The sequence below is a fragment of the Streptomyces sp. NPDC048424 genome (genome assembly GCF_040651555.1).
In the GTDB taxonomy this organism is placed as follows: domain Bacteria; phylum Actinomycetota; class Actinomycetes; order Streptomycetales; family Streptomycetaceae; genus Streptomyces.
Genome location: NZ_JBEZKE010000015.1, coordinates 177,716 through 202,256, shown reverse-complemented (window position 1 = coordinate 202,256; position 24,541 = coordinate 177,716). Strand labels below are relative to the sequence as shown.

At 72.7% G+C, this 24,541-nt stretch carries 18 protein-coding genes, 2 tRNA genes and 1 pseudogene; 8 read left to right on the top strand and 13 right to left on the bottom strand.

Annotated elements, in window-relative coordinates; genetic code table 11:
- Window positions 1-1,493 (bottom strand): BTAD domain-containing putative transcriptional regulator (locus tag AB0D29_RS22715; protein WP_362856579.1); only part of this gene is annotated, 1,493 nt, incomplete at its 3' end.
- A 27-nt stretch (window positions 1,494-1,520) separates the two neighbouring features.
- The gene (locus AB0D29_RS22710) at window positions 1,521-2,027 is read right to left on the bottom strand and encodes a MarR family transcriptional regulator (RefSeq protein ID WP_362856578.1); all 507 of its coding nucleotides are present in this window, start codon (window positions 2,025-2,027) and stop codon (window positions 1,521-1,523) included.
- A gap of 148 nt (window positions 2,028-2,175) precedes the next feature.
- On the opposite strand from AB0D29_RS22710, the gene AB0D29_RS22705 reads away from it, so the two are divergent.
- Window positions 2,176-3,432: an MFS transporter gene (locus AB0D29_RS22705; protein ID WP_362856577.1), complete on the top strand. Its 1,257-nt coding sequence runs from the start codon at window positions 2,176-2,178 to the stop codon at window positions 3,430-3,432.
- A 111-nt stretch (window positions 3,433-3,543) separates the two neighbouring features.
- Here AB0D29_RS22705 and AB0D29_RS22700 read toward each other — a convergent pair whose 3' ends face one another.
- Window positions 3,544-5,820 carry an asparagine synthase-related protein gene (locus AB0D29_RS22700; protein WP_362856576.1) on the bottom strand — a complete coding sequence of 759 codons (2,277 nt, stop codon included), beginning with the start codon at window positions 5,818-5,820 and terminating at the stop codon, window positions 3,544-3,546.
- Window positions 5,821-6,450: 630 nt separating this feature from the next.
- Between AB0D29_RS22700 and AB0D29_RS22695 the strand changes: the two genes are divergently transcribed.
- The 4 genes from AB0D29_RS22695 to AB0D29_RS22680 all read left to right on the top strand — a co-directional run bounded on the left by AB0D29_RS22695 (window position 6,451) and on the right by AB0D29_RS22680 (window position 11,761).
- Window positions 6,451-8,112, top strand: coding sequence for a sporulation protein (locus tag AB0D29_RS22695; protein WP_362856574.1), 1,662 nt, complete (start codon window positions 6,451-6,453; stop codon window positions 8,110-8,112).
- 55 nt (window positions 8,113-8,167) lie between these two features.
- A complete protein-coding gene (gene lhgO / locus AB0D29_RS22690) occupies window positions 8,168-9,406 on the top strand; it encodes an L-2-hydroxyglutarate oxidase (protein ID WP_362856572.1) in 1,239 nt (412 codons plus the stop codon).
- 197 nt (window positions 9,407-9,603) lie between these two features.
- Window positions 9,604-10,350: a tRNA (guanosine(46)-N7)-methyltransferase TrmB gene (gene trmB, locus AB0D29_RS22685; RefSeq protein ID WP_362856594.1), complete on the top strand. Its 747-nt coding sequence runs from the start codon at window positions 9,604-9,606 to the stop codon at window positions 10,348-10,350.
- Between the two features lie 43 nt (window positions 10,351-10,393).
- On the top strand, window positions 10,394-11,761 hold the full coding sequence (locus AB0D29_RS22680; RefSeq protein ID WP_362856571.1) for a PrsW family glutamic-type intramembrane protease: 1,368 nt from the start codon (window positions 10,394-10,396) through the stop codon (window positions 11,759-11,761).
- On the opposite strand, the gene AB0D29_RS22675 is transcribed toward AB0D29_RS22680, so the two are convergent.
- The 3 genes from AB0D29_RS22675 to AB0D29_RS22665 form a co-directional block, all read right to left on the bottom strand.
- On the bottom strand, window positions 11,670-12,704 hold the full coding sequence (locus tag AB0D29_RS22675; RefSeq protein WP_362856570.1) for a M23 family metallopeptidase: 1,035 nt from the start codon (window positions 12,702-12,704) through the stop codon (window positions 11,670-11,672). The two genes, AB0D29_RS22680 and AB0D29_RS22675, sit on opposite strands and share 92 nt — an antisense overlap.
- 291 nt (window positions 12,705-12,995) lie before the next feature.
- Complete coding sequence (locus tag AB0D29_RS22670; RefSeq protein ID WP_362856568.1) at window positions 12,996-14,183, bottom strand: PP2C family protein-serine/threonine phosphatase; 1,188 nt, start codon at window positions 14,181-14,183, stop codon at window positions 12,996-12,998.
- 227 nt (window positions 14,184-14,410) lie between these two features.
- Window positions 14,411-14,484, bottom strand: a tRNA-Met gene (locus AB0D29_RS22665).
- A gap of 302 nt (window positions 14,485-14,786) precedes the next feature.
- On the opposite strand from AB0D29_RS22665, the gene AB0D29_RS22660 reads away from it, so the two are divergent.
- On the top strand, window positions 14,787-16,055 hold the full coding sequence (locus AB0D29_RS22660) for an LPXTG cell wall anchor domain-containing protein (RefSeq protein ID WP_362856567.1): 1,269 nt from the start codon (window positions 14,787-14,789) through the stop codon (window positions 16,053-16,055).
- Between the two features lie 76 nt (window positions 16,056-16,131).
- Here AB0D29_RS22660 and AB0D29_RS22655 read toward each other — a convergent pair whose 3' ends face one another.
- The 4 genes from AB0D29_RS22655 to AB0D29_RS22640 form a co-directional block, all read right to left on the bottom strand.
- A complete protein-coding gene (locus tag AB0D29_RS22655; protein ID WP_362856565.1) occupies window positions 16,132-16,647 on the bottom strand; it encodes a GNAT family N-acetyltransferase in 516 nt (171 codons plus the stop codon).
- Window positions 16,648-16,909: 262 nt separating this feature from the next.
- Entirely contained in the window at window positions 16,910-18,511 is a 1,602-nt protein-coding gene (locus tag AB0D29_RS22650; RefSeq protein WP_362856564.1) for a 3'-5' exonuclease, read from the bottom strand.
- Window positions 18,512-18,699: 188 nt separating this feature from the next.
- Window positions 18,700-19,494 (bottom strand): hypothetical protein, encoded by a 795-nt coding sequence (locus AB0D29_RS22645; protein ID WP_362856562.1) that lies wholly within the window; start codon window positions 19,492-19,494, stop codon window positions 18,700-18,702.
- 105 nt (window positions 19,495-19,599) lie between these two features.
- Window positions 19,600-20,037, bottom strand: coding sequence for a hypothetical protein (locus AB0D29_RS22640; protein ID WP_362856560.1), 438 nt, complete (start codon window positions 20,035-20,037; stop codon window positions 19,600-19,602).
- 224 nt (window positions 20,038-20,261) lie between these two features.
- Between AB0D29_RS22640 and AB0D29_RS22635 the strand changes: the two genes are divergently transcribed.
- Window positions 20,262-20,729, top strand: a complete 468-nt coding sequence (locus AB0D29_RS22635) for a hypothetical protein (protein WP_362856559.1) — start codon at window positions 20,262-20,264, stop codon at window positions 20,727-20,729.
- A gap of 156 nt (window positions 20,730-20,885) precedes the next feature.
- Window positions 20,886-21,542 carry a site-specific integrase gene (locus tag AB0D29_RS22630; protein WP_362856592.1) on the top strand — a complete coding sequence of 219 codons (657 nt, stop codon included), beginning with the start codon at window positions 20,886-20,888 and terminating at the stop codon, window positions 21,540-21,542.
- A gap of 34 nt (window positions 21,543-21,576) precedes the next feature.
- Here the strand turns inward: AB0D29_RS22630 and AB0D29_RS22625 are convergent.
- The 3 genes and pseudogenes from AB0D29_RS22625 to AB0D29_RS22615 all read right to left on the bottom strand — a co-directional run.
- Window positions 21,577-21,649 (bottom strand) — tRNA-Lys (locus AB0D29_RS22625).
- 81 nt (window positions 21,650-21,730) lie between these two features.
- Window positions 21,731-24,058, bottom strand: a complete 2,328-nt coding sequence (locus AB0D29_RS22620) for a hypothetical protein (protein WP_362856557.1) — start codon at window positions 24,056-24,058, stop codon at window positions 21,731-21,733.
- A 153-nt stretch (window positions 24,059-24,211) separates the two neighbouring features.
- Window positions 24,212-24,541, bottom strand: a pseudogene (locus AB0D29_RS22615) (RNA helicase); the annotation flags it as partial.

The window sequence follows — 24,541 nt, the reverse complement described above, 5'->3', positions numbered from 1 at the left end:
AGCAGCCGCAGCCGGGCGGCGGCCAGCTCGATGGCGAGCGGCAGCCCGTCCAGACGCCGGCAGATCTCGGCGGCCGCCGCCGGATCGTCGTCGATACGGAACCCCGGGCGGGCGGCCGCCCCACGGTCACCCAGCAGCCGCAGCGCGACGGGATCGGGCAGCGGCTCCACCGGCCGCAGCGACTCCCCCGGCACACCGAGCGGTTCACGGCTCGTGGCCAGGATCTGCACGCCGGGGCAGCGCGCGAGGAGCTCCTCGGCCAGCTCGGCGGCGGCGCCGATCACATGCTCGCAGTTGTCGAGGACCAGGAGCAGGCTGCGGTGCGCGCAGTGTTCGACGAGCCGGGTGGTGGGGTCGGCGGCGGCGGTTTTCTCCCGGGCGACCAGGGAGTTCTCGCGCAGGCCGAGGGCGCTGAGGACGGCGCCGGGGACGGCCGCGGGATGGTCGAGGCGGGCGAGTTCGACGATCCAGCCGGCTTCGGGGTGGGCGGCGGCCGCGTGTTCGGCGAGGCGGGTCTTCCCGGAACCGCCGGGGCCGGTGAGGGTGACGAGGCGCAGCCGGGCCAGGTCCGTGCGCAGGGCGGCCAGTTCGGGCTCGCGCCCGACGAAGGAGGTCAGGCGGGGCCGGAGGTTGCCCCGCGCCGCCCCGTCGACCGAAGCCTGCGGGGCCGAAGCCTGCGGGGCGGAGGCCTGCGGGAGCCCGGGCTGCGCGGCCGAAGCCTGCGGGGCCGCGGGCTGCGGGGGCGGCGTCGACGGGTTCGTGGGGTCCAGGAGCTGGGCGTGGAGGGCGGTGAGTTCGGGGCCGGGGGTGGTGCCGAGGGCGTCGGACAGGGTGCGGCGCGTGCGTTCGTAGGCGGCCAGGGCGTCGGCGGGGCGCCCGGCGGCTCGTAGGGCGCGCAGGTGCTGGGCGCGCAGCGGTTCGTCGTACGGGGACGCCTCGATCAGCGCCTCGATCTCCGGCAGGAGCGCGGTCGGGGCGGCGGCGCCGCTGCGCAGGTCCGCTTCGATGCGGTCGCGCACGGCGGTGGAGCGGCGGCCCTCGGGGGCGGCGGCATGGGCCGCGCGGGCGGGCTCGGGCAGGTCGGCGAGGGCGGGCCCGCGCCAGAGGGCGAGGGCGGCGGCGAGGGTGCGGGCCGCGGCGGCCGGGTCGGCGGCCAGCTCCCGGCCGCCCTGGGCCGCGAGCCGGGTGAACCGGTGCAGGTCTATGTCGTCGGGGGCGGCGGCCAGGCGGTAGCCGCCGGCGGGCTCGGCGGTGATGGTGTCCCGGCCGCCGAGCGCTCGGCGCAGCCGGGCGATGAGGGCTTGGAGGGCCGCGGGCGCGTCCTGGGGCGGATCGTCGCCCCAGACGTCGTCGACGAGGTCGGTGACGGAGGCCCGGCGGCCCGCGCGCAGGGCGAGGGCGGCGAGGAGCGCGCGCAGGCGGGCGCCGCCTATCGGGAAGGGGGCGCCGGCCTCGTCGCGCGCCTCGGTGACGCCCAGGATGAGATACCGCACCCGCCAATTCTGCCCCCGCGGCCGGGTTCAGGTGATCGAGACGTCTCCGTTGTCCTCCAGCAGGGTGCGCAGGGCCCCGGCGACCGTGGCGCAGGTGGCGGCGTCGAGGGGGGCCAGCAGCTCGGCGTAGCGGCTGAGGTGATCGGTGATCAGCGACTCGGTGAGCGCGAGGCTCTGCTCCGTGAGGCGGATGCGGACCGAGCGGCGGTCCTGCCCGTCCCGGACCCGCTCGACCAGGCCCTTGGCCTCCATGCGGTCGATGCGGTTGGTGATCGCGCCCGAGGTCACCATGGCGGCCGGGATGAGGGCGCCGGCGGTCAGTGCGTACGGGGGGCCGGAGCGGCGGAGGGTGAAGAGGATGTCGAGCTCGCCGACCTCCAGGTCCCGTTCGGCCGCGAAGGCCTTGAGGTGCCGGTCGATGATGCGGTTCATCCGCTGGATGCGGGCCACCACCTCGACGGCCCACAGGCCCGGCGCCAGCTCGGGGCGCTCGGCCGCCCACTGGCCGACGATCGCGTCCACTGCGTCACTCATGTCGCGCCCTCATCCTCTTGTGCCTCCTCTTACGGCTCCAGATCCCCAGACTATCTCAACGTTGAGACACTTGACGTTGAGAGGACTGCCTGATTTTATCTCAACGTTGAGATTCTGAATCTTGAGACGGATCGGAGCTGGCACCACGATGACCACCAGTACGAGTGCCACGAGCACAACCGCCGAGCGCACGATCACCGCAGGCAGCACCGCCGGCAGCGACGCCGGCCGGCCCCGCCTCGTCCCCGTCCTCTGGCTGGCGCTGCTGGCCACCCCCGTCGCCGCCGCGGCCAACGCCCCCGTGCTGATCCTTCCGGACATGGCCGGCTCCCTCGGGGTGGGCACGTCCACCGCCGCCTGGCTCGTCGCCGCCTTCGCCTGGGCCATGGCCGTCACCATCCCCCTGCTCGCCGGACTGCTGCGCCGCCGCGGCCTGGCGCCGGTGCTCCGACTGTCCAGCGCCCTCCTCCTCGGCGGCACGCTCCTCGTCGCCGCGTCCCCCTGGCTTCCGCTGACGCTCCTCGGGCGGGCCGCGCAGGCCGCAGGCGGCGCCGGTCTGGTGGCGTCCGCGATGAGCCTGGCCGGCTCGGCCCGCCGCATGGGCGTCATCAGCGCGGGCTTCGGCATGCTCGGCGCCACCGGCCCGCTCCTCGGCGCCCAGCTCTCGCACGCCGTCTCGTGGCGGCTCTCGCTCTCGGTGTCCCTGGTCTCGCTGCTGGCGGTGCCCGCGGTGGGCAAGTACGCGAAGGCCCCGGCGGCCGCCCCGCAGGGCAGGTTCGACGCACGCGGCGCCGCACTGCTGACGCTGCTGGCCACGGCCCTGGTCCTGCTGCCCCACGCACCGGCCGTCGCCCTCGGCTCCGCGGTCCTCGCCGCCGCCCTGCTCGCGCTCCACATCCGCCGGCGCCCCGAGGGCTTCGTACCGGCCGCGCTGATCCGCCGGCCCCTCTTCCTCGGCTCCGCGCTGCTGGCGCTCGCGCTGTCGACCTCGTACTTCACGCTGCTGTTCGCCGTGCCCCGGCTGGTCTCGGACCGCGCGGGCTGGGACACCGGCACGGCCGGAGCCGGTCAGCTCGTGGCGCTGCTCACCGGATCTGCGCTCTCCTGGCTGCTGGCGGCCGGCTCGGCGCGCATGGGGCGGGTGGCCGTACGCACGGTGCTGATCGGGATCGGCACCCTGGCGGCCCTGGTCGCGGTCTTCGCGAACCACGGCCCCCTGCTGCTCCTGGCCACCATGGGCGGCGTGTTCGGCGCGACCGGAGCCAACGCCGTGCTGTCCACGCACGCCGCATCCAGCGTCCCCGACGCCCAGCGCCCCACGGCCATCGGCCTGTTCACCCTCTGCTACCAGCTCGGCGGCGCCTTCGGCCCGGCGATCGCGACGGCCCTGGTGCTCGGCTCCTGAACCACGGCTGGACCACGGCTGGACCACGGCTGGACCACGGCTGGACCACGACTGAACCCACGGCTGGACCACGACGGCCGGCCCAGGTCCCGGGCCCCCGGGCCCGCGGCCTCAGGACAGCGCCGGGCGGTGCACCGGGACCCCCTCCGGCACCGCCCGCCGGCGCGCCGTCGAAGTCCCCGTCCAGCAGGTGCCGCGGCGGGCCAGCAGCCGGCGCAGCCACAGCTCCATCGAGACGAGTTCCGCCAGCCCGTCCAGCGGGACAGGCCGGCCGTCCGCCGCGTCGAGCAGGGCCTGGCGCACCACCCGGGCCTCGATCAGGCCGGCGTCCGCGAGCAGCGGCGAGGCGAAGAGCGACAGCAGCTCTTCCAGGGCGGCGCGCAGCCCCAGCCGGGTCGCCGTCTCGTTCGGGGTGTGGGCCGTGGCGCCCCAGCCCGGCGGGAGTTCGCGCACTCCGGCCGAGGCCAGGACGCTGCGCAGGATCTCCGCCCGGGCCCCGGGCTGGACGCGCAGGGACTCGGGCAGGGCGCGGGCGGCGCGTACGACCTGGTTGTCCAGGAAGGGGGCGTGCAGGCGCTGGCTGCGGACCTCCACGGCCTGTTCGAACACCCGGTGGTCGGCGGCGTGCCGGGCCAGCAGCGAACGGGCCCGGGCCTCCCCCGGCCGCAGCGACAGCGGCGGCCGGCCGGCCGCGACCGTGAGCCGGATCGACACTTCCGCCAGGGCCTCGCCCGTGAGCCAGCCGGCCGCCGGTCCCGGCCGTGACCAGGTCAGGGCGGCGAGGGAGGCGTCCACCGGACCGGAGGCGCGCTCGGTGACCCCGCCCTCGCGGAGCCGGGCCGCGGCGGCTTCCATGCCCGCGCGGTACGTCGTACGGGCGAGTCTGCGGGCCGCCGAGTACACGGTGAGCGGCACCAGCAGGGACTCCCCGGAAGCTCCGGAGGCGGAGGCCGAGCGGGCCAGCGCCGCCACCGGGCGCAGCAGGTGGCGTCGGCGGCGGTCCATCAGGAGGTCGGCCATGCGCGCCGGGTGGGCGTCGAGGACCTGCCGGGCGCCGTGGCCGGTGAAGTGGTCGGCCGAGCCGGCGGCCAGTCTGCGCCGCTCACGGGCGGCGAAGACGAGCGAGGGGCCGGGTTCGTCGGTGAGCGGGCCGTCGAGATCGGCGTACGGGAGGGCTTCCTCGGCGGCGGCCACCACGACGTGGTGCAGGCGGGGGTCGGCGGCGATGGCCCTGGCCCGTTCCAGTTCGGCCTCGCGCCCCTGCGGGGTGGCCAGGTCGTTGAAGGTGACCGCGAGCAGCCGCGCCCCGGCCGGGCTCAGCAGGGTGCCCGGGGCTCCCGGCAGACCGGCCGCGAGCAGGGCGAGGGTCGCGGAGGCGCTGCCGCCGGAGAGGTCGGCGCCGACCCCGGGGGCCGGGGCGCCGCGGGCCGCGCGCCGGTCGGCGGGGCCCATTCCGGGCACGGGGCCGGGATCGTACGGCGGCAGCGTGTCGGGAGCATGCCGCGGCGCCGTGAGCCGGGCGCGCACCGCGTCCACCAACGCTTCCCGTACGCCCTCCACCGCGCGCTCGGGATCGGCCTCGGGGGCGGCCACCGCGAGCGAGGCGACCTGTTCGTAGCCGGTGATCTCGCGGGAGCCCTCGCGCAGGATGAGCGCGTGCCCGGGCGGGATGCGGCGCACCCCGGCGTACGGTGTGCCGTCGCCCAGTGCCTCCGGGCTGTCGGGGCAGGCCAGGAGGGCGGCGAGATGACCGATGTCGAGCTGCGCCTCGATGAGGTCGGCGAGGGGGAGGGCGGCGGTGGCGTACGCCGTGCCGCTCGCCCAGGGGGTGTAGAAGACGGGGCGCGCGCCCGCGAGGTCTCCGACGACGGTGATCCGGCGGCCGGCCTGCACGACGGCGGTGTAACTGCCGGACCACTGGGTGAGGTGGCGCAGCGCGCCGCCGCGGGCGGCGTAGAGGGCCCTCCTCAGCTCGGCGTCGGTCGCGCCGCAGCAGCCGAGGACGGCGAGCCGGGTGAAGGGGTCGGCGGGATCGGCGGTGACCGTGCGGATCTCGTCGGGGCGCCAGTCGCCGACGGCCCAGAGGGGGTCGGGGTCGCCCCAGAGGAGCTGGGCGCCCACCGGGTGCACGGTGCGTTCGGCGTCCGCGCCGGGGTCGTCCGCGTGGGCCGCGTCGGCGAGGCCGCCGCGCAGCGGGGCGCCGCCCTCGGCGTACCCGCCCGGGCCCGCATCGCCGTATCCGCTCTGGCCGTATCCGCCCTGGCCGGAGCCGTGGCCGGAGCCGTGGCCGGAGCCGTGGCCGGACGCGTGGCCCGAGCCGTGGCCGTTGACCCGGCCGGCCGTGCCGAAGCTCGCGGCGATACTGCTCCAACCCACCAACCAGCGCACCGCCGCCTCCCCAGCCTGTGGGCACATGACCGGGGCACGGGCAGCACGGTCAGCGCTGAGGGCGCGGCCGGCGGGACCCCGGGTGGCTCGGGTCCATGCTGCCACGGGACAGGCGTGCGAGAGTGGTTAAAGGGGGCGCACATGCAAACGAACACGCCCCGGCCACGCGGTATTTGGCGTTCCGTTCCCACCGCCCCATAGGTCGCTTTCAGCCATTCTTCGGCTGCCGGAAGAGTCCTCCCGGGCCGCCGGAGCCCGGTGCGCGGGCGCGGTCCGGGAGGCGGAATCCGCCCCCCGGACCGTTCCGCCACCCGCGGGGATTGAGGTAGCGGCATCCCCCGGCCCGCCCGAACCGCGCAGCGGGCCGACCCACGCACCGCACATCGAATCGCCGGGCCCCCGGACCGGCCAGAGCGCACGGGCGGGCGCACGGCCACACGGGCGGAGCACGCGATGACACGTGCGCCCCGCCACCGAGCCCGGGGCGGACTGTGCAAACGGACAACAATCCCGCCATACGGAAGTAAGGGCCTTAACGCTTGGGAGGCGGGGAACTACGCTGGGTTTACGAAATGCCGGGCGCCTATGCCCCGGCGGCGTATGCGTTCCGCGTGTGACGAGGGGTGGCGCATGTCCAGGGAGCTCCGCGAGCCCAATGAGAAGCTCGGCGCCGTCCTCGCCCTCGCGGGCATCAGCAACGCCGGGCTGGCCCGGCGGGTCAACGACCTCGGCGCACAGCGCGGCCTGACGCTTCGGTACGACAAGACGTCGGTGGCCCGGTGGGTGTCGAAGGGGATGGTGCCGCAGGGCGCCGCCCCGCACCTGATCGCCGCCGCCATCGGCGCGAAGCTGGGGCGGCCGGTGCCGCTGCACGAGATCGGACTGGCGGACGCGGACCCCGCGCCCGAGGTCGGCCTGGCCTTCCCGCGCGACGTCGGCGCGGCGGTGCGCTCGGCCACCGACCTCTACCGGCTCGACCTCGCCGGACGGCGCGGCGGTGGCGGGATCTGGCAGTCGCTCGCGGGCTCCTTCTCGGTGGCGGCGTACGCGACGCCCGCCTCGCGTTGGCTGATATCTCCCGCCGACGGCTCGGTGGCCCGGGAATCCCACGGCCCCGGCGCGCACGGCCCGGCGGTCCACGGCCCCGCGGCGCAGAGCCCCGTACCTGCTGCCACCCCCTCGGCTCACGACGCGGCGACGCACGTGACGCCGGCTCCGGCTCCGGCGCACGAGGCGACGGCGCCAGGTGCACGGCCCTCCCCGGAAGGCCGCACGACAGGGCCGGCGACAGGCCCGATGGCAGGTCCGGCGCCGGGCCCGCCGTCCACCGTTGTGCCCGCGCAGCCCGGCGCCGAAACGCCGCGCGACCACGGGCAGCGCGTGGGCCACAGCGATGTGACCAAGCTGCGCGAGGCCGCCGAGGACGCGCGCCGCTGGGACTCCAAGTACGGCGGCGGGGACTGGCGTTCGTCGATGGTCCCCGAGTGCCTGCGGGTGGACGCGGCGCCGCTGCTGCTCGGCTCCTACACGGACGAGGTGGGCCGCGCCCTGTTCGGCGCGACCGCCGAACTGACCCGGCTCGCCGGGTGGATGGCCTTCGACACCGGCCAGCAGGAGGCCGCCCAGCGCTACTACATCCAGGCGCTGCGGCTCGCCCGCGCGGCCGCGGACGTACCGCTCGGCGGGTACGTGCTGGCCTCGATGTCCCTGCAGGCGACCTACCGGGACTTCCCGGACGAGGGCGTGGACCTCGCGCAGGCGGCCGTCGAGCGCAACCGCGGCCTGGCCACCGCCCGCACGATGAGCTTCTTCCGGCTGGTCGAGGCGCGGGCGCACGCGAAGGCGGGCGATTCGGCGGCCGCCGGAGCGGCACTGCGGGCGGCGGAGGGCTGGCTGGAGCGGTCCCGGGAAGGCGATCCGGATCCGACCTGGCTGGGTTTCTACTCGTACGACCGTTTCGCGGCGGATGCTGCAGAATGCTACCGGGATCTGAAACTGCCCCGGCAGGTACGGCGCTTCACCGAGCAGGCGCTGTCCCGGCCCACCGAGGAGTACGTGCGCTCGCACGGGCTGCGGCTGGTGGTGAGCGCGGTCGCCGAGCTGGAGTCGGGCAATCTCGACGCGGCGTGCGCGGCGGGCACCCGGGCCGTGGAGGTGGCGGGCAGGATCTCCTCGGCGCGGACGACCGAATACGTACGGGACCTGCTGCACCGGCTGGAACCGTACGGGGACGAACCGCGCGTCGCGGAGCTGCGCGAACGGGCCCGGCCGCTGCTGGTCGCGCCGGCGTAGGACCTGATCGGAAGGCGGGCCCCGGGACCCGCGTGACCTCGTTGTCGGTGCCGGGGTGCAGTATGCAGGGGTGGGAGGTGTCAGCGTGGGCGGCGGCGTGGGCGTGGACTGCGATGTGCTGGTGATCGGCGGCGGGATCGTCGGCCTGTCGACGGCGCATGCCTTGTCGAGCCTGGCTCCGGGGACCAAGGTGGTCGTCCTGGAGAAGGAACCGGGCCCGGCCCGGCACCAGACCGGCCGCAACAGCGGCGTGATCCACAGCGGGATCTACTACCGCCCGGGATCGCTGAAGGCGCGCTTCGCGGTGCGCGGCGCCGCCGAGATGGTCAAGTTCTGCGCGGAGCACGGGATTCCGCACGAGGTGACGGGCAAGCTGATCGTCGCCACGGAGCGGGAGGAGCTGCCGCGGCTGCACGCCCTGGTCCAGCGCGGCCGGGAGAACGGCATCCCGGTGCGCGAGCTGGGACCGGCGCAGATCAGCGAGTACGAGCCGGAGGTCCGGGGCCTGGCCGCGATCCACGTCGGCAGCACCGGGATCGTGGACTACGGCCGGGTGAGCGCCCAGCTGGCGGAGTCCTCGGGCGCGGAGATCGTCTACGGCGGCGCGGTGGACCTGATCTCCCGCCGCGCCTCGGCGGTGGCGGTCCGCACCACGTCCGGGCTGGTGGTCCGGGCGCGGGTGCTGGTGAACTGCGCGGGCCTGCAGTGCGACCGGATCGCCCGGCTGGCCGGGGACGACCCGGGGATGCGGATCATCCCCTTCCGGGGCGAGTACTACGACCTGGCCCGCCCCGAACTGGTCCGCGGGCTGGTCTACCCGGTGCCCGATCCGGCGTTCCCCTTCCTCGGGGTCCACCTCACCCGGGGCATCGGCGGCGGGGTCCACGTCGGACCCAACGCGGTGCCGGCGCTGGCCCGCGAGGGCTACGCCTGGTCGACGGTGCGGCCGCGGGACCTCGCGGACGAGCTCGCCTGGCCGGGGTCCTGGCGGATGGCCGCACGGCACTGGCGGTACGGGACGGGCGAGATCCACCGCTCGCTGTCGAAGCAGGCCTTCACCCGGGCGGTACGGCGGCTGCTGCCGGCCGTCACCGCGGCGGACCTGCGGCCCGCGGCGGCCGGGGTCCGCGCGCAGGCCGTCCTGCGCGACGGGACGCTGGTGGACGACTTCCTGATCCGCGACGCCCCGCGCACGGTCCACGTCCTGAACGCCCCCTCGCCGGCGGCCACCGCTTCGCTCCCGATCGGCCGCGAGATCGCCTCCCGGGCCCTTCGAACCCTCGGCTCGGCCTGAGCGGTGCCGGTGCCGGTGCTGTTACCGGTGCCGCGCCGCTTCCGGGGGCTCCGCCCCCGACCCCGTACGCGCGCTGCCCGCCCGCGCCCGCAAAACGCCGGGCAGGCCGGAAGTCGTAGAATCACGGCATTGTGTCTGAGTCCCTGAATCCCCAGCCGCCCAGCCTCCCGGACGCCGCGCCGGAGGCGAGTTCGTACGTGCCGCCCAAGTGGCGGACCGAGCCCCGCTTCCCCGACGGGCCCTCGCCGGATCCGGCCGGCTCGCACCACGAGCGGCGGATCCGGAGCTTCCAGCCCCGGCGCAGCCGGGTCACCACCGGTCAGGGCGAGGCCCTGAAGCGGCTGTGGGGCACCTGGGGCCTGGACATCGACGGTCACGAGGTCATCGACCTGAAGGCGATGTTCGACGGCCTCCCGGTCGTCCTGGAGATCGGCTTCGGCATGGGCGAGGCCACCGCGCAGATGGCCGCCGACGACCCCGGCACCGGGATCCTGGCCGCCGACGTGCACACCCCCGGGCAGGGCAACCTCCTCGCCCTCGCCGAGCGCGGCGGGATGACCAACGTCCGGGTCGCCAACGGCGACGCCATCATCCTGCTCCGCGAGATGCTGCCGGCCGACTCGCTGGCCGGGATCCGCGTGTACTTCCCGGACCCCTGGCCCAAGGCCCGCCACCACAAGCGCCGGCTGATCCAGCCCGAGTTCCTCACGCTGGCCGCCACCCGCCTGGCGCCCGGGGCCGTGCTGCACTGCGCGACCGACTGGGAGCCGTACGCGGAGCAGATGCTCGAAGTCCTCACCGCGCACCCGGACTTCGAGAACACGCAGGCCGACGGCGGCTACGCGCCGCGCCCCGCGTTCCGGCCGCTCACCCGCTTCGAGGGACAGGGCCTCGACAAGGGCCACGTCGTACACGACTTGCTCTTCCGTCGCAGGGAGAACTGACAACGTCACGGCGCGTGTCAGAGCGGATCGCTAGGGTCATGGTGTGTTCCGAGCGCTCCTCGCTGTGCTCGCACGTCCGTCGGGCACGGTCCGCACGTGCGTGCTCCTCGTCCTGCTCGCCGTCACCGGCATCTCGATCCTCGAACTCGTGCGGGAGCAGACCGGCACCCCGGGCTTCCTCGTCGGTCTCGGCCTGGCCCTGGTGCCGGTGGCGCCGCTCATGGCGTCCTTCCGGTGGCTCGGCCGGGCCGCGCCCGCGCCCTGGCCGCAGCTGCTGTTCTGTTTCGGCTGGGGCGCCTGCGCGGCGGCGCTGATCGCGATACTGGCCAACAACTTCGCCACCGAGTGGATAGCCGCGGCCACCGCCGACCCCTCCGACGCGGATCACCTGGGCTCGGTGGCCGTCGCCCCGGTGGTGGAGGAGAGCGCCAAGGCGGCGGCCCTGCTGCTGGTGTTCGTCTTCCGAAGACGCCATTTCACCGGTCCCGCCGACGGTTTCGTCGTGGCCGGATTCACCGCCACCGGCTTCGCCTTCACCGAGAACATCCTCTACCTCGGCAACGCCTACGGTGAGGACCTCGCCGAGGGCTCCGGCGTGCTGGAGTCGGTGACGGCGGCGACCTTCTTCGTCCGGATAGTGCTGTCGCCGTTCGCGCACCCGCTGTTCACGGTGCTCACCGGGCTCGGTTTCGGCGCGGCCGCGCTCAGTGCGCGCCGTTCCCGCAGGATCTGCCTGCCGCTGCTCGGCCTGGCGCCGGCCATGGGCATGCACGCGCTGTGGAACGGCTCCTCGCGGTTCGGGGACCACGGCTTCTACACGGTCTACGCCTTCGTGATGGTCCCGGCGTTCGGGCTGCTCGTGTGGCTGGCGGTGCGGATACGGCGCGGCCGGCTGCGGGTCGTGTCCGGGGAGCTGGCGGTGTACGCGGCCGCCGGCTGGATCGGCCCCGCCGAGGTGCCGGCGCTGGCTTCGATGCCGGCCCGGTCACTGGCCCGCGCCCTGGCCCGGCGCAGCGGCGGCCGGGCCGCCGGACGCGCGGTCGCCCGCTACGAGGCGGACGCGGCGGCCCTGGCCCTGCTGCGGAACCGGGCGCGCCGCGGCGGCCCGCTGGGGGAGCCGGACTTCGCCGGCCGGGAACGGGAGTTGCTGCACCGGCTCTGGCAGCGCCGTGCGACGGCGGGCCCGGCGCTGGCCCGCGCGGCGGTCATGGAGGAGCTGCTGCCGCCGTCGTTCGACCCCTTGCGGATCCCCCTGGCCGTCCCCGCGCCCGTGGCCGCGCTGCCCGCCGTACCCGTGCCGCGGCGGGCGGAGCCGGGCCTCAGACGTTCAGTCCCTTGGACTCCAGCCACGCCAGCGGGTCGATCGTCGAGCCGCCCTTGCGTACTTCCAGGTGGAGATGGGGTCCGGTGACGTTGCCGGTGGCGCCGACGCGGCCGATGGTCTCGCCGGCGCCGACCGCGCCCGAGGTCACGGACATCGAGGACAGGTGGCAGTACCAGACCTCCGTGCCGTCCTCGAGCTGCAGCACGATCCGGTAGCCGTACGCGCCGGACCAGCCGGCCGAGGTGATCTTTCCGGCGCCCACCGCCTTGGCCGGGGTGCCGGTCGGGGCCGCGAAGTCGAGGCCGGTGTGGTGGCCGGAGGACCACATGGAGCCGGAGTCCCCGTAGTGCGAGGTGAGGGTGTAGGCGGAGGTCGGCAGGGAGTAGCCGCCGGCCGATCTGGCGCGCTCCTGCTCGGCCTTGGCCTCGGCGGCCTTCTTCGCGGCCTCGGCTTCCTCCGCGGCCTTAGCCTCGGCCTGGACCTTGGCCTCCTCGGCCGCCTGGCGGGCCGCCTCCAGCTTGTCCTTGGCCTCCTGGGCGGCGGCCTCCTGCGCGGCCCGCTCGGCGTCCGCCCGGGCCTTCGCCTCGGCGGCGCCCTGCTGGGACTCGGCCTGCTGGAGGATCCGGTTGCGCAGCGCCTCACCGGCGTCGGCGCCGCTGTCGTTCTGCTGCGCGATGATCCCCGTCCGTGCGGCCGCCTGGGCCGCCGACCCGGAACCGCCGTCCGACCGCGCTGAGTTGTCGCCGGACATCAGGTCGGGCAGGTCGGTCAGATCGGACATCGACGGCAGGGATATCGCGACCTGGGGCCGGTCCTGCGCGTGGGCGATACCGCCGGCGCCGACCGCCGCGATGACGCCGACGCCGAGCACCGTGGAGCTGCGCGCAAGTCCCCCGCGCTGCTTGGCGATCCGGTGCTTCCCGCGGACCGGACGGACCGAGTCCTCGGTGGGGTTCCACTCGCCCCAGGCACCCGCGGTGGGCGGCTCCTGGATCTCGGTGCCTTCAGGGGCAGGCAAGTTGGAGGCCACCGGGGCACACTCCTATGGACGCGCACGCGCACGGCGCCGTCTCTTGCGACGGCTGGGACGACCGCGCTGCGTTATCGAAAGGTAATAGACGCAGGGGAGTGATTCCAAGCTGTTGCGCTTGATCGTTCGCAGCAATCGGCCACTCAATGGCTGGCTCTGGCCAGGCCTTTTCGCTACAAAAACTACTCAACCAGGGCAAAAATCAAGCGACTCCCCCACCTCTTCGGCCACACCCGGAACATGACGTTTTGTCAATAACCTTGCAGAGAGCGTCACTTCGAACACGTTCTGTTACGTATCGTCGCCCCGGCGCACCACGGGCACGGTCCTGCGCCGCTCCGGCTGCCGCGGCGCCGGCCGGCCCACCGCGAGCAGCGCCATGTCGTCCGTGGCCCCGCCGCCCGTGTGCCGGCGCACATCACTGCTGAGCGCGCTGAGCAGGGCGTGCGGCCCCGGGAAGACCCGTCCGCGCAGCCGGGCCGCCGGGTCGTAGAAGTCGCCCGCCCGGTCCCGGGCCTCGCTCAGCCCGTCCGTGTAGAGCAGCAGGGTGGTGCCCGCGGGGAAGGCCCACTCCTGCGCCCGGTCCGGCCGGCCGCCCAGCTCCCCCATGCCGAGCGGCAGGGCGGGCTCCGCCGGGGCGAGGACCGCCAGCTCCCCGTTCCCGTGCAGCAGCAGGGGCTCCGGATGCCCCCGATTGAGCAACCGCAGCACCCCCGCGCCCGGCGGGATCTCCCCGAGCACGCACGTCGTGAACCCCTCGACCGCGTCCAGTCCGTCGCGCCGGGTGCCCTCGCGGGCCAGGGCCCGCTCCAGCCGCTGCGCCAGCGCCTCCAGCGTGGGCTCGGTCTCCGCCGCCTCCCTGAACGCGCCGAGGACCACCGCCACCACCTTCACCGCCCCCAGCCCCTTGCCCCGTACGTCGCCCACCGCCAGACGCACTCCGTACGGGGTGTCCTGGACGGCGTACAGGTCCCCGCCGATGAAGGCGTCGGCCTGCGCGGCCTCGTACCAGGCGCAGACGTGCAGCCCCCCGATGCGCTCGGCGGGCTTCGGCAGCACCGCCCGCTGCGCGGCCTCGGCGATCCCGCGCGCGGAGGCGAGCTGCTCGCCGCTGCGCCGCACGACCCGGTTGATCAGGAGCGCCAGCCCGGACACGGTCACCACGGTGACCAGCTCGGTCAGCGCCTCTACCTTCCAGCCGGTGCCGTTGCGGAGCTGCAGCAGGAACACCGCGAGCGAGGCCAGGAGGCCGGTCAGCACCGTGGCCCGGAACGTGTACAGCGGGGCGGCGACCAGCGGGGCCGCGGAGAAGAAGGGGGATCCGGTGAAACTGGGCGGGGTCAGCAGGTTGAAGACCGTTCCGAGCCCGATCAGCGCACCCGGCAGCACCCGGGCCACCTGCCGGGCCGGACCGCTCCCGTCGCCGCGCCCGCCACCGCCCGCGCGCCCACCGTTGCCCTGCCGGCCCAGCCCCGCCACGCTGCTCTCCTGCCGCCCGGATCCCTCGTACGGATGCGGGCCCGCCGCCGCCTCGCCCCTCAAGGCTGGCGGCAGGAGCGGGCGGACGGCGACCCGGCGGCGGCCGGACGGGTGACGACGCGTGAGGACGCGTGAGGACGCGTGAGGAGCGGACCGCAACCGGAACCGCAGGGCCGGGAAACGACGAAGGCCCGGCTCCCCAAGGGGAACCGGGCCTTCGTACTGAGTAGCGGGGGCAGGATTTGAACCTACGACCTCTGGGTTATGAGCCCAGCGAGCTACCGAGCTGCTCCACCCCGCGTCGGTAAACACAACTCTACGCCATCCGGGGGGACCCCTTCGCCAATTAACCGCCGACCCACCCGCGAATCGACATCACCGCAGGTCAAAGCCCTAAAACCGGTCCAGTACGGGCATCCGTCGAGTCAAGATCATCTCTGTTGCACGCCGGTGACACTGCGGGGATCGTTCCGGGATCGGGCGCGGGCGATGATTCACCTGTCGCCAAGGCCAGGGGGAAGACGAACCGGCCGGGCGACGACCACCACACCAACCGGCTCGGCCCTCTGCCGATGCCCCTGTGATTCCCGGGGGGAGTCCACCATGTCCGTTCGCACCGCAGCCGCCATCGCAGTCGTCGCCGGCGTTGTCACCACTCTGCTGCCGCTCTCGGCCACCGCCGCGTCCGCCGCACCCGCCACCGACGACCACGCCGTGCTGCGTACGGAGATGGGCGCTCCCGTCCCGAGCGGCCCGCTGACCCGGGGCGGCGCCACCGAGTCCTTCGACCTGACGGTGAAGAACCCGACCGGCAAGGCCGTCACGTACAACCCGTGGATGCTCGTGGACCCGACCGGCCCGAGCCGGCTGAAGAAGGACGACGTCGTCTTCAAGGTCGAGGCGGTGGACGCCCCGGCGACCGCGTCCTCGATCGGCCAGCAGGACGGCGGGTGGCAGGGCACCTTCTTCCCCGCCGCCGGCGAGCCGGGCGGCGACAAGGGCGGCTTCGACATCCCCGCCAACGGCAAGATGACCTGGAAGGTCACCATCGGCCTCGGCGCGAACTACCCCACCAACGACGGGGACTTCAGCCTCAGCGCCGCCAGCTACAACAACTCGGTCGCCCCCGGCGGCGCGGACTCCCACACCTTCAAGGTCGACCCGCAGATCAAGACCGGCGAGCTGAAGACCTGGTTCAAGCAGATCAGCTCCGGCAAGGACGGCCAGGAGCAGCGCGCGTACCTGGACCTGAACTACCAGGCCACCGGCGACGGCACCTTCGGCACCGCCCTCGCGACCAGCCTGAGCCTGTCCCACCCGGGCGAGCAGGAGGCCGACTTCCACGTGCAGGCCCTGTTCGACGGCCGCTGGCAGGAACTGAAGGCCGAGGACAGCCGCTACGAGCTGCCGCGGATCCCCAAGGGCTTCGGCGCCGCCGACGGCGTCCACACCCTGCCGCTGCGGGTCAGCCTGGGCAACCACACCGAGCTGACGAAGAAGACCACGATCACGATGGAGGCCGAGGTCCGTCACGCCGAGGGCAACTCCTACCCGCTCAAGACCGGCTCCGTGCAGTTCCCGCTCGTCCCGTTCGCGGAGACGGTGCCCACCGACACCCCCTCCACCACCCCGTCCACCGCTCCCTCCACCGCCCCCTCGGTGCAGCCGGCCGTCGCCACCTCCACCGGCAACGGCAACGTGACGACCACCGGCACGACCACGACGACGACCACGGCCACGGCCACCGGCTCCCTCGCCCACACCGGCGCCGGCTCCTCCACCGGTCTGTACGCCGGCCTCGCCGCCGCCCTGGTCGTGCTCGGCGCGGCCGCCGCCTGGCTCGGTCGCCGTCGCCGCGGCCTCTCCGCCTGATCCACACCCCTCGTACGCACGAGCGCCCCACCCGGTCGGACCGGGTGGGGCGCTCGTGCGTACGGGGGGTTGTGGATCAGGCGTCCGCGGGTGTGCGCCGGCGGGTCAGGACACGGGTGGTGGAGCCGTCGTCCTCCCGGAGGTCCCGGACGTGCGTGAAGCCGATGCGGTTCAGCAGGCTCAGGGAGGCCGTGTTGGCGGCGGCCACGGTGGCGTGCACCTCGGTCAGGCCGAGGGTGGCGAAGGCGTACGCGACGATCGCCTCCGCGATCTCGGTGCCGAGGCCCGATCCCCAGGCCCCGGAGGCCAGGGCGTAGATGATCTCGTGACCGTCGACCTCGTCGGTCCGCTTGATCTCGGCGTGCCCGATGAGCTCGCCGCCCCGCCGCACGGCCCAGACGTCGAAGAGGTCCTCGGCGTAGACCTTCGTGAAGACCCGCCCGAAGAGGGCCCGGTCCTCGGCCTCCGTGGTGGGGCCGTCCCCCATCCACCGGGACACGCGGGTGTCCTGGAAGAGGGCCACGAAGCGTTCCTCGTCCTCGGGGACGTACGGGTCGAGGAGCAGGCGTTCGGTGCGCAGAACTGGAGTCACGGGCGGCGACGCTACCCGCGCCGGCCGGGAGGTTCACCGGGTTTTCCGGCCCGTCCCCGGGGAATGACGGGACGTCCGCTCGCGCGGGCCGGCCGGAAACGACCGAGCGCCCCCTCCGGCCGGAACCGGAAGGGGCGCTGGGCGCCGGACAGGAGGCTTCGCCCCCGCCCGCGAGCACACCGGCCAAGGGCGTCCGCTCCCGCAAAAATGCTCCCGCATCACGTGTGCTCTGACCTGCGCGTTCGACGTCTGCGTGAGCACCTCACCTCTGGCGCCGCCCTTCGTGGCGCACTTTGAGCTGAGGCTCCTTGGGGAGGTAGTGGAGCGCGTCGTCCAGATCCCAACGGGAGCTCTCCGGCACACGCCGATGATCAATGACCAGCGTGGGCTGCGGTGTCCGGCTGAAGTGCACCCAGCTGACGGCAGGGTTCACAGCGTGCTCCGCCAGCTGGCGAACAGGGCGCACGAACTCGCCGTCGCACAGTTCGTACGGAAGCTCACGCGTGCGCCAGCTCTCGGCGGTGAGGGGGCCAGGGAAGGCCAGGTTCAGCGAGGTGCTGGCCGGGGGCGGGGAGACCTGGGCGCGTACGGGTGCCGCCTCGATCAGTCGGCGGAGTTCAGCCTCCGCTTCTCGGGGTGTCCGCACGACGAGACCGTGCTCCTGCACCGGCTTGCGGCGCGCAGCCCGCTCTGGATCCGCGGTGACCACCATCGTCACGCTTGGTGACAAGGTCTTGTAGACCGATGCCCCGTACCGGGTCGCCCACCCGGTCAGTGCCGTCACAGAGGGGTCGTCCCCGACCGTGGCCAGCCTGACGTGCCGCAGCTCATCGCGGATCCGCGGCAACTCTGCTGCCAGCTCGGGAACCCGCAGGCGTTCGGCGAGCATCCGATACGTCCGCGAGAGCGAGTCCGTAGGCGGTTCGTGATCGGCGGTGCGCGCGGTGCGCCATACGTTGCGGTGGGCGGCGAGCAGCGACTGCTGGTCGTAGCCGGCGGCAAGGACCGCCACGGCCAGCTCGTCGATGACAGCGTTGGTGAACTGACCCCGGGCGATGACGTCCGCGAGCAGCCGCTCGTACTCCCGCGCCCCCTCGGGGTCCGGAGCGATCCGCGAAGAGAACGGCAGGTATGCCTGAAGGGCCCCGCGCTTCCCCCACCCGAAGCCCCGCGGCCTCATGCGTCGTGCCTCGGGAAGAGTCGGCAGAGGTGGCGTACTCACACTGGTCAGACGCAGCCGGTCCGGGGCACTCATCAGCAGCGCGGCCAACGAAGCGGCTGCGCTGCGGGCATCCGCGAGCGCGGAGTGGTTCACCCACGGCCACTCACCGGACAGGCTCTTCACCACGCCCATCAGCTTGTAGCCGAGGAACTCCGACTGGCAACGGAAGGCGACCTTGGTGCACAGGCCCGGCGCCCGGAGGGAATCAAGTCCCAGCCGCGCGAACTCCGCTTGCAGGAAGGCGCTCTCGAAGGGCATGTTGTGGGCCACCACCACCGCCCCGCTCATCAGGCGCAGGAGGGTGCCGGCGATCTCCGAGAACAGCGGCGCTCCGGCCGTCTCCGCATCGTTGATGCCGTGAACATCGCGGGCCTCGCGTGTACTTGCCCGCTGCGGATTCACCAGTGTGGAGAACTCCTCGAGGACGCTGCCGTCGGATCGCATCCGCACCACGGCTATCTCGCACACGCGATGCCCACGGGCCGAGTCCAGGCCGGTGGTCTCGACATCGACGACCGCATATTCGACGCTGCGGGCGTCCACCGTCAGTGGCGCACCGCCATCTCGAACCAGATAGACGGGGCTGAACAACGGGTGAACCTCCTGTTGCCCGAGGAGCGAGCCACCGAAACGGCTCTCCACATTACCTGGCTGCCGCGACTGCATTCACGGTCGTGATCAGCCGGGATCCGCTCGACGAGGCCTCGTTCTGTGCCGTAGATCAGCACCTCAGACCCAGCCGGGCACCCTCTCGACCGTCCCACCAGCCAGGACGGCGATAGGGCCAGCATCCGCTCAGGGCGAGCTCATCTGCGACTGGCAGGTGAGCTTCAGGTCACCGGCATCAAGTATCCGATTCCGGAGTTGGTGATCCACTGAGCCGCCTCCGCGTCGAGCTTCCAGGGCGTGTCTAGGAGAGTCCTCCGCAGGGCAGCGCGATCCTTCACGGCGGTCGGCTCGGGACCCAGACGCTGAAGGCGCTCGCCATCCGTGCCCCAGTGCCGATTCGCTGGATTGTCGAGTACGGAGATGTATAGGTCGACTCGTCCGGGCCAACGGGGGTGGGCCCACCACTGCGAGCAGGCCAAGGCGCCGTGGCCGGCCGTGTAGAGCAGGCCGTGACGGACTCCTCTTCTCTCCATCTGACCCTCGAACGCTCCCAGTGCGCCCTCCGCATGGTCCTCGTACTCTGCGAGGTCTTCACGGATCGACGCCAGCTCGCCCAGGGTCATGCCTGTCGGGAGCCTACGTTCAGGATTGGTCAGCCAACGGAAGAGGCGATGCGTGAGGACGTTAACGTCCTCCAACGTGACCTTCGCAAGTGATTCGCTGCTGCCGGAGGTGATGTCGAGCTCCTTGCACCAGCCTCGAAGCCGCTGACGTATGCCGAAGGTCGTGTGGCTGTTGATCCTCATCATGTCGCCGTCGGAGAGCCGCCCCTCGGCATGCCACTCCTCCACGCAGCTGTTGCGCCATGAGCCGTTCGTCAGCCCCAACGCAAGCAGGTCCAGCAGCGCGGGCAGGTCGGTCGGGTCGACATCGGCCTGGGCTCTCAGCACCTCCTCGAAAACTTCTTCCGCCATCGCTGCTTGCGCATTCTCGATCATGCGCTCGACTTCAGTCACGCCGTCCTCGTTCTCATCGCTCGCTTTTTGCCTCGGCACTTCATGCTGCCTCGTCCATGTTCGACGACTTCGGGGAGCGCACAGGGTCTTTTCCAGATCGCGCCGCTACGGCCCAGGCGAGGGCGGTAAGTCTGCGATGATCGCCGGCGACTGCGCGGCGTCAGGCGTTCCGAGGGCAACCACACCAATCGATCCGGCCACGGTCAACAGGATGAAGGCGACGAGCCGCAGCCGTTCGCGGCGCCGGACAGGCTCGACCCCACCCAGCTTGGCATCTGTAACTTCCTCCTCGTCGAGAAGTGCGGCAAGGTCACCGTCTACGTATCGCTCGATGATGGTGAGTAGGAGATTGGCCAACGCGGGGTAGACGGCAGCATCCCTGGTGTGGGCGCGTGTATCTATCTGAGGCTGGTTGAACGCACCCTTCAGTACCGGCTTGGTGATCAGGCTCCACCAGGTGATCCCGACGATGAACAAAACGGCGTAGCGGAAGGACCGCGGCTTATGGGCCCCTTGCTGGTACATCCGCAACGCCTCGGCCACGGGCGGACGCACCCTACGGTTGCCCCCCCCAGGCGGAGAAGGGCCAGCTGCAAGGCACCGGCTTCTGACTCCGCAAGCCTGTCAGCGCTCCTCCGCCGGCGGGTCCCAAGCCTGCGTACATTCGACGACCACACCCCGTACATATCTGCCGTACGGGGGAACCCACAGCTGGCACTGTCCTCATGCGGACGGTCTCGGGCCAACCAGTCGCGAAAATCGCGGTCATGACATCGGTGACGGAGACCTTTCGCCAGGCCCTACAGAATGCCCTGGCCAGTCGGGACACAGTCAGCATCCGCAACGCCCTGATCAAGGTGTTGGAACGGGAACCCTCCAAGACGGAGGTCTCGGCGGCGCACAAGGCGGCCCGGAGGATCGCAGAGGACGGGGACGCGGTCCTCATCTCGCTGCTTCCTCAGCAGGCTGGCGCCGACGCCTACGTGCCTTCGGCCCGTGGGGCGAGGAGCCAGGCGTCGAACTACCTGACCGTGGACGAGAAGATCATCAAGGACTTGCCCTGCCGAGTCGGGCTCGCCACAGAGAAGTGGGACGCAGTCATCGACGAAGGCATGAGACTTACCCAGCGGAAGATCGAAAGCGAACCGATGCTGTCGGCGATGCTGCCGGGCTGGAAGGCCGAACCTCGTGCCGAGAAGCGGGCCCGCCTCGCCGCAGAGGCATCAGCCAACTGACCCGTCGTTCGGCGCACCTGTACCAGCACACAAGCCTAAAGGCGCGGCGCAGGCGGTGGAGCTTCGAAGAACACCGGCACTCCATCGCCGCGCAGCCTAGTGAGTGGGATTCCGGCGCAGCTCGGGGCTCTCCTCGACCACGCGTGAGACCACCGCCTGTACGCGTTCTTCCACACGATCGCGTTCCGCGGACTGCGGCGGGGCGAGGGCGTCGGCCAGGACTGGACGCACGTGAACCTGGACGCCGGACTCCTCACCGTCGCGAGCGAGATCGTGCAGGACGGATGGACACCGTACGAGTCGGAGCCGAAGACGGACTCCAGCGCGAACACCATCGGCCTGGACAACGACACCGTGGCCGTTCTCCGGGCGCACAAGGTCCGCCAGAACAAAGAGCGCCTCAAGTGGGGGAAGGGCTGGCCACGGGGAAGGTCTTCACCAAGGAAGGACGGCACCTGGCTGCATCCGGACACCGTCTTGAAGGAGTTCCGGCGCCTGTACGAGGAGATCGGCCTGCCGCCCATCAACCTCCGGGACCTGCGCCACGGGACAGCGACCCTCACGCACGCCGGCGGTGGCGACCTCCACACCATCAAGGAGACGCTGCGGCACTCCACCATCACGCTGACTTCGGACACGTACACGAGTCTGCTGCCCGAGGTGGATAAGGCAGCCGCTCGGCTCGTCCCGCGAGCGCGTCCAGCCGTGGCGGCGAACGGGAGTTCCAGCACCGCCGCTCCCGCATCGCTTCCGCACGGGGCCCCGAACGACGAAGCGCCTCGATCAGCCGAAGCCAATCGAGGCGCTAAGTAGCAGGTCAGAGGGGTTGACCCCCGCCCGCGAGCGGTAGGCCATGTCGGACTCGAACCGACAACCAACGGATTAAAAGTCCGCTGCTCTGCCAATTGAGCTAATGGCCCTCCAGGTGCTCACCCCAGAGCATAGCCGGACAGCGCCGGTCAGCCGATCGGGTATCGACTGACCGGCCTGTCGCCGTCAGTTCACCGGCGCACCGGGGGTCGGGCGGCGGACGGGACACCGGTCACCCGGACCGAGCCGGAGGTCCTGACCTCGGCGCCCTGGCCGTCGGCCGGCCGGGCCACGAGCGTCCACTCGTAGTCGCCGGTGAAGAGGTACGTTCCCGTCGGGGACTTGCCGTCCCACGCGGGGGCGATCACGCCGCGCGCCTCGCCGCCGGTGCGCACGACCGTGGTGATGCCGGACGTCTTGTTGCGCACCATCAGCTTCCAGGACGCGACCGGCTTGGACAGCCACCAGCGGGCCTGCCAGGTCTTCGCCTGCCTGAAGTCCACGGTGGCGGCGAGGTCCTGGTCGATCATCGCGAGCGGGGAGGTCTTGCCGGCGAGATCGACCAGGTGGACGGTCTCGCTCTCGTCCGTGTAGGCCAGGCGGCCGCCGAACCGGTCGATGGTCCAGTCGGTGCCGAACGAGTTGACGTACTGGGCGACGTCGGGCTCGCGCACCGCAGCGCCGGAGCGCAGGTTGGTGATCTCCAGGCCGGCGCCCGCCTGGTGCACGACGTATCCGTCACCGAGCCGGACGTGGTGCCGCTCGGGCGTGAAGGGCAGCGGGATCCGCTTCTTGGTCGGCACGTGGTAGGCGGCGGCGCCGTCCCCGTAGAAGGAGCAGGTGGAGTAGAACCAGCCACCGGCGACCTGGAGCTCGTACGGGCGGCAGCCCGAGCCGAGGTCCACCCGCTGGGTGATCTGACCGGTCCGCAGGTCGGTACCGGCCACCACTCCCTTGTCTCCCTCCGGCTGCCAGAGCGTGGCCCCCCACAGGACGGAGGGCGAGGTGGGAGCGACGTCCAGGACCTTCCCGGTGTCGATGTCCGCGACGAAGGAACGGGTGGAGGACTGGTCGGTCGCCACGAAGTGGACGTACCGGCCCGAGGCGCTCTCGATGTGGTCCGGCCACAGATCCGTACGGCTCGTCAGCAGCACCTGCCGCACCGTGCCGCCCGCGGCGGCGTCGATCACGTTCACCGCGAGCCGGCAGCCGAAGCAGTCCCCCACGTCGGCGCGCGACAGCGAGACGAACCGGCCGTCGCCCGTCGCGACGCTGCGGGCGGCGGGGGCGTCCTGGAGCCCGCACAGCTTCAGGTTGACGTTCGCGTCGCACTTCCAGGTGGGGGTCTGGGACACCGACGGGGTGCCGGACACCGAGGCCGTGTAGCCCAGGACGCTCTTCTGCGGGTCTTCCTGGCTCACGGCGAGCTGGCCCTGGGCGAAGGTGAGCGCCACGCGGTTCGCGGGGTTCGGCGGAAGGTCCTTGACCTTCTTGACCACGGGGGCGCCGTCAGCGCCCGCCGCGATGCGGTGGATTCCCCAGTGGCTGGAGTCGGTGCCGCCGGCGATGTAGGCGGACCCGTCGGCTCCGGGCGTGATCGGGTCGGTCCCGGTGCGCGGCAGCAGGCTGCGCGTCGCTCCGCCCGCGACGGGTGCCGCGACCAGGCCCTGCGGGACCCGGGCGAGCAGCCAGTCCCCGACGGGCTGGACGGACTCGACCGACGCCGGGAACAGGTCGACGGTACGGGTCACCTTGCCGTCGGCGCGCGAACGCAGCGTCACCTTCCCCGACTTCTCGATCGCGATCCACTGCGAGCCGAGCCCGAACTTGGAGTGGGTCGTCTCCGTGACACCGTCCGGCAGCGGCACGGGGCGCAGGGTCGCCGTGGCGAAGTCGACCAGTGCGAGGGTCTCGCCGCCCTTGCCGTTCAAGTACGAGACCAGTGCGCCCTTCTGGTCGAAGGCCTGCACGCGGAACGCGTTCATCCCGAACCGGTCCGGCGAGGTGACGACGACGTCCTTGCGCGTCTCGTTCTCCCGGCCGATGAGGTGCAGCGTGACCCAGCCGACCTGGTCCACCTCGGTGGCGAGCACCTGGGACGGCGAGAAGGCCTTCGTCCAGGCCCGGCCCGCGGGGGCGGCCAGCGTTTCGCTCTTGCCCGAGGCGAAGTCGTGCAGGACCATCGGCCCGGCCGCCCCGCCGCTGCCGGCCTTCTCGCATGCCACGGTGTCACCGGAAGCCGCGGACCAGACGTCCGTGCCGTACACGACCTGGCAGCCCGTGTACGAGGCTTCGCGGCCGTCTTGCAGGCTGCGCCAGAGATAGCTCTTGTCCCGCCACATCGCCAGACCGGTGCCGGCGCCGGAGACGTACTCGTGGGCCGGGTCCTGGTGCGGCGGCGGTGCGATCGTCAGGTCTCCGGTGGCCGCCGGGCCGGCCGTGGCCGGCACGGCGGCCAGGCCGCCGAGTCCGATGGCCAAGGCGAGCGCGGCGGCGCCCAGCACGCGTGACCGTCTCAAAGAAGTCCCACCCCCAGGAAAGTGCGCGGGGGCGGTCGCGGTTCCGCGTTGCCGTGCCCCCACCGCAAAAAGTGTGTGGATCGTAGCAACACGCGAAAGGGCCCCCACGACCGGAGTCGTGGAGGCCCTCTCAGGGGTTCAGCTCAGCTGGGGTCAGCCGTTGCGCTTCCAGCGCGGCTTGTCGTCGCGGCGGCCGCCGAAGCCACCGGCGGAACCGGAGCCGGACGGACGGTGGTCGTCGCGGCGACCGTACGGACGGTCGCCGGCGCCGCCGGCGCGGAAGCCACCGGAGGGACGGTCGTCACGACGGTCGCGGTTGAACGGACGGTCGCCGCCACCGGAGCGGAAGCCGCCGGAGGTGCGGTCGTCACGGTTGTACGTGCCGTTGCCCGTGGCCGGGCGGTCGCCGCCGGAGCGGAAGCCACCGGACGGACGGTCGTCGCGGCGGAAGCCACCACGGTCGCCACCACGGTCATCGCGGTA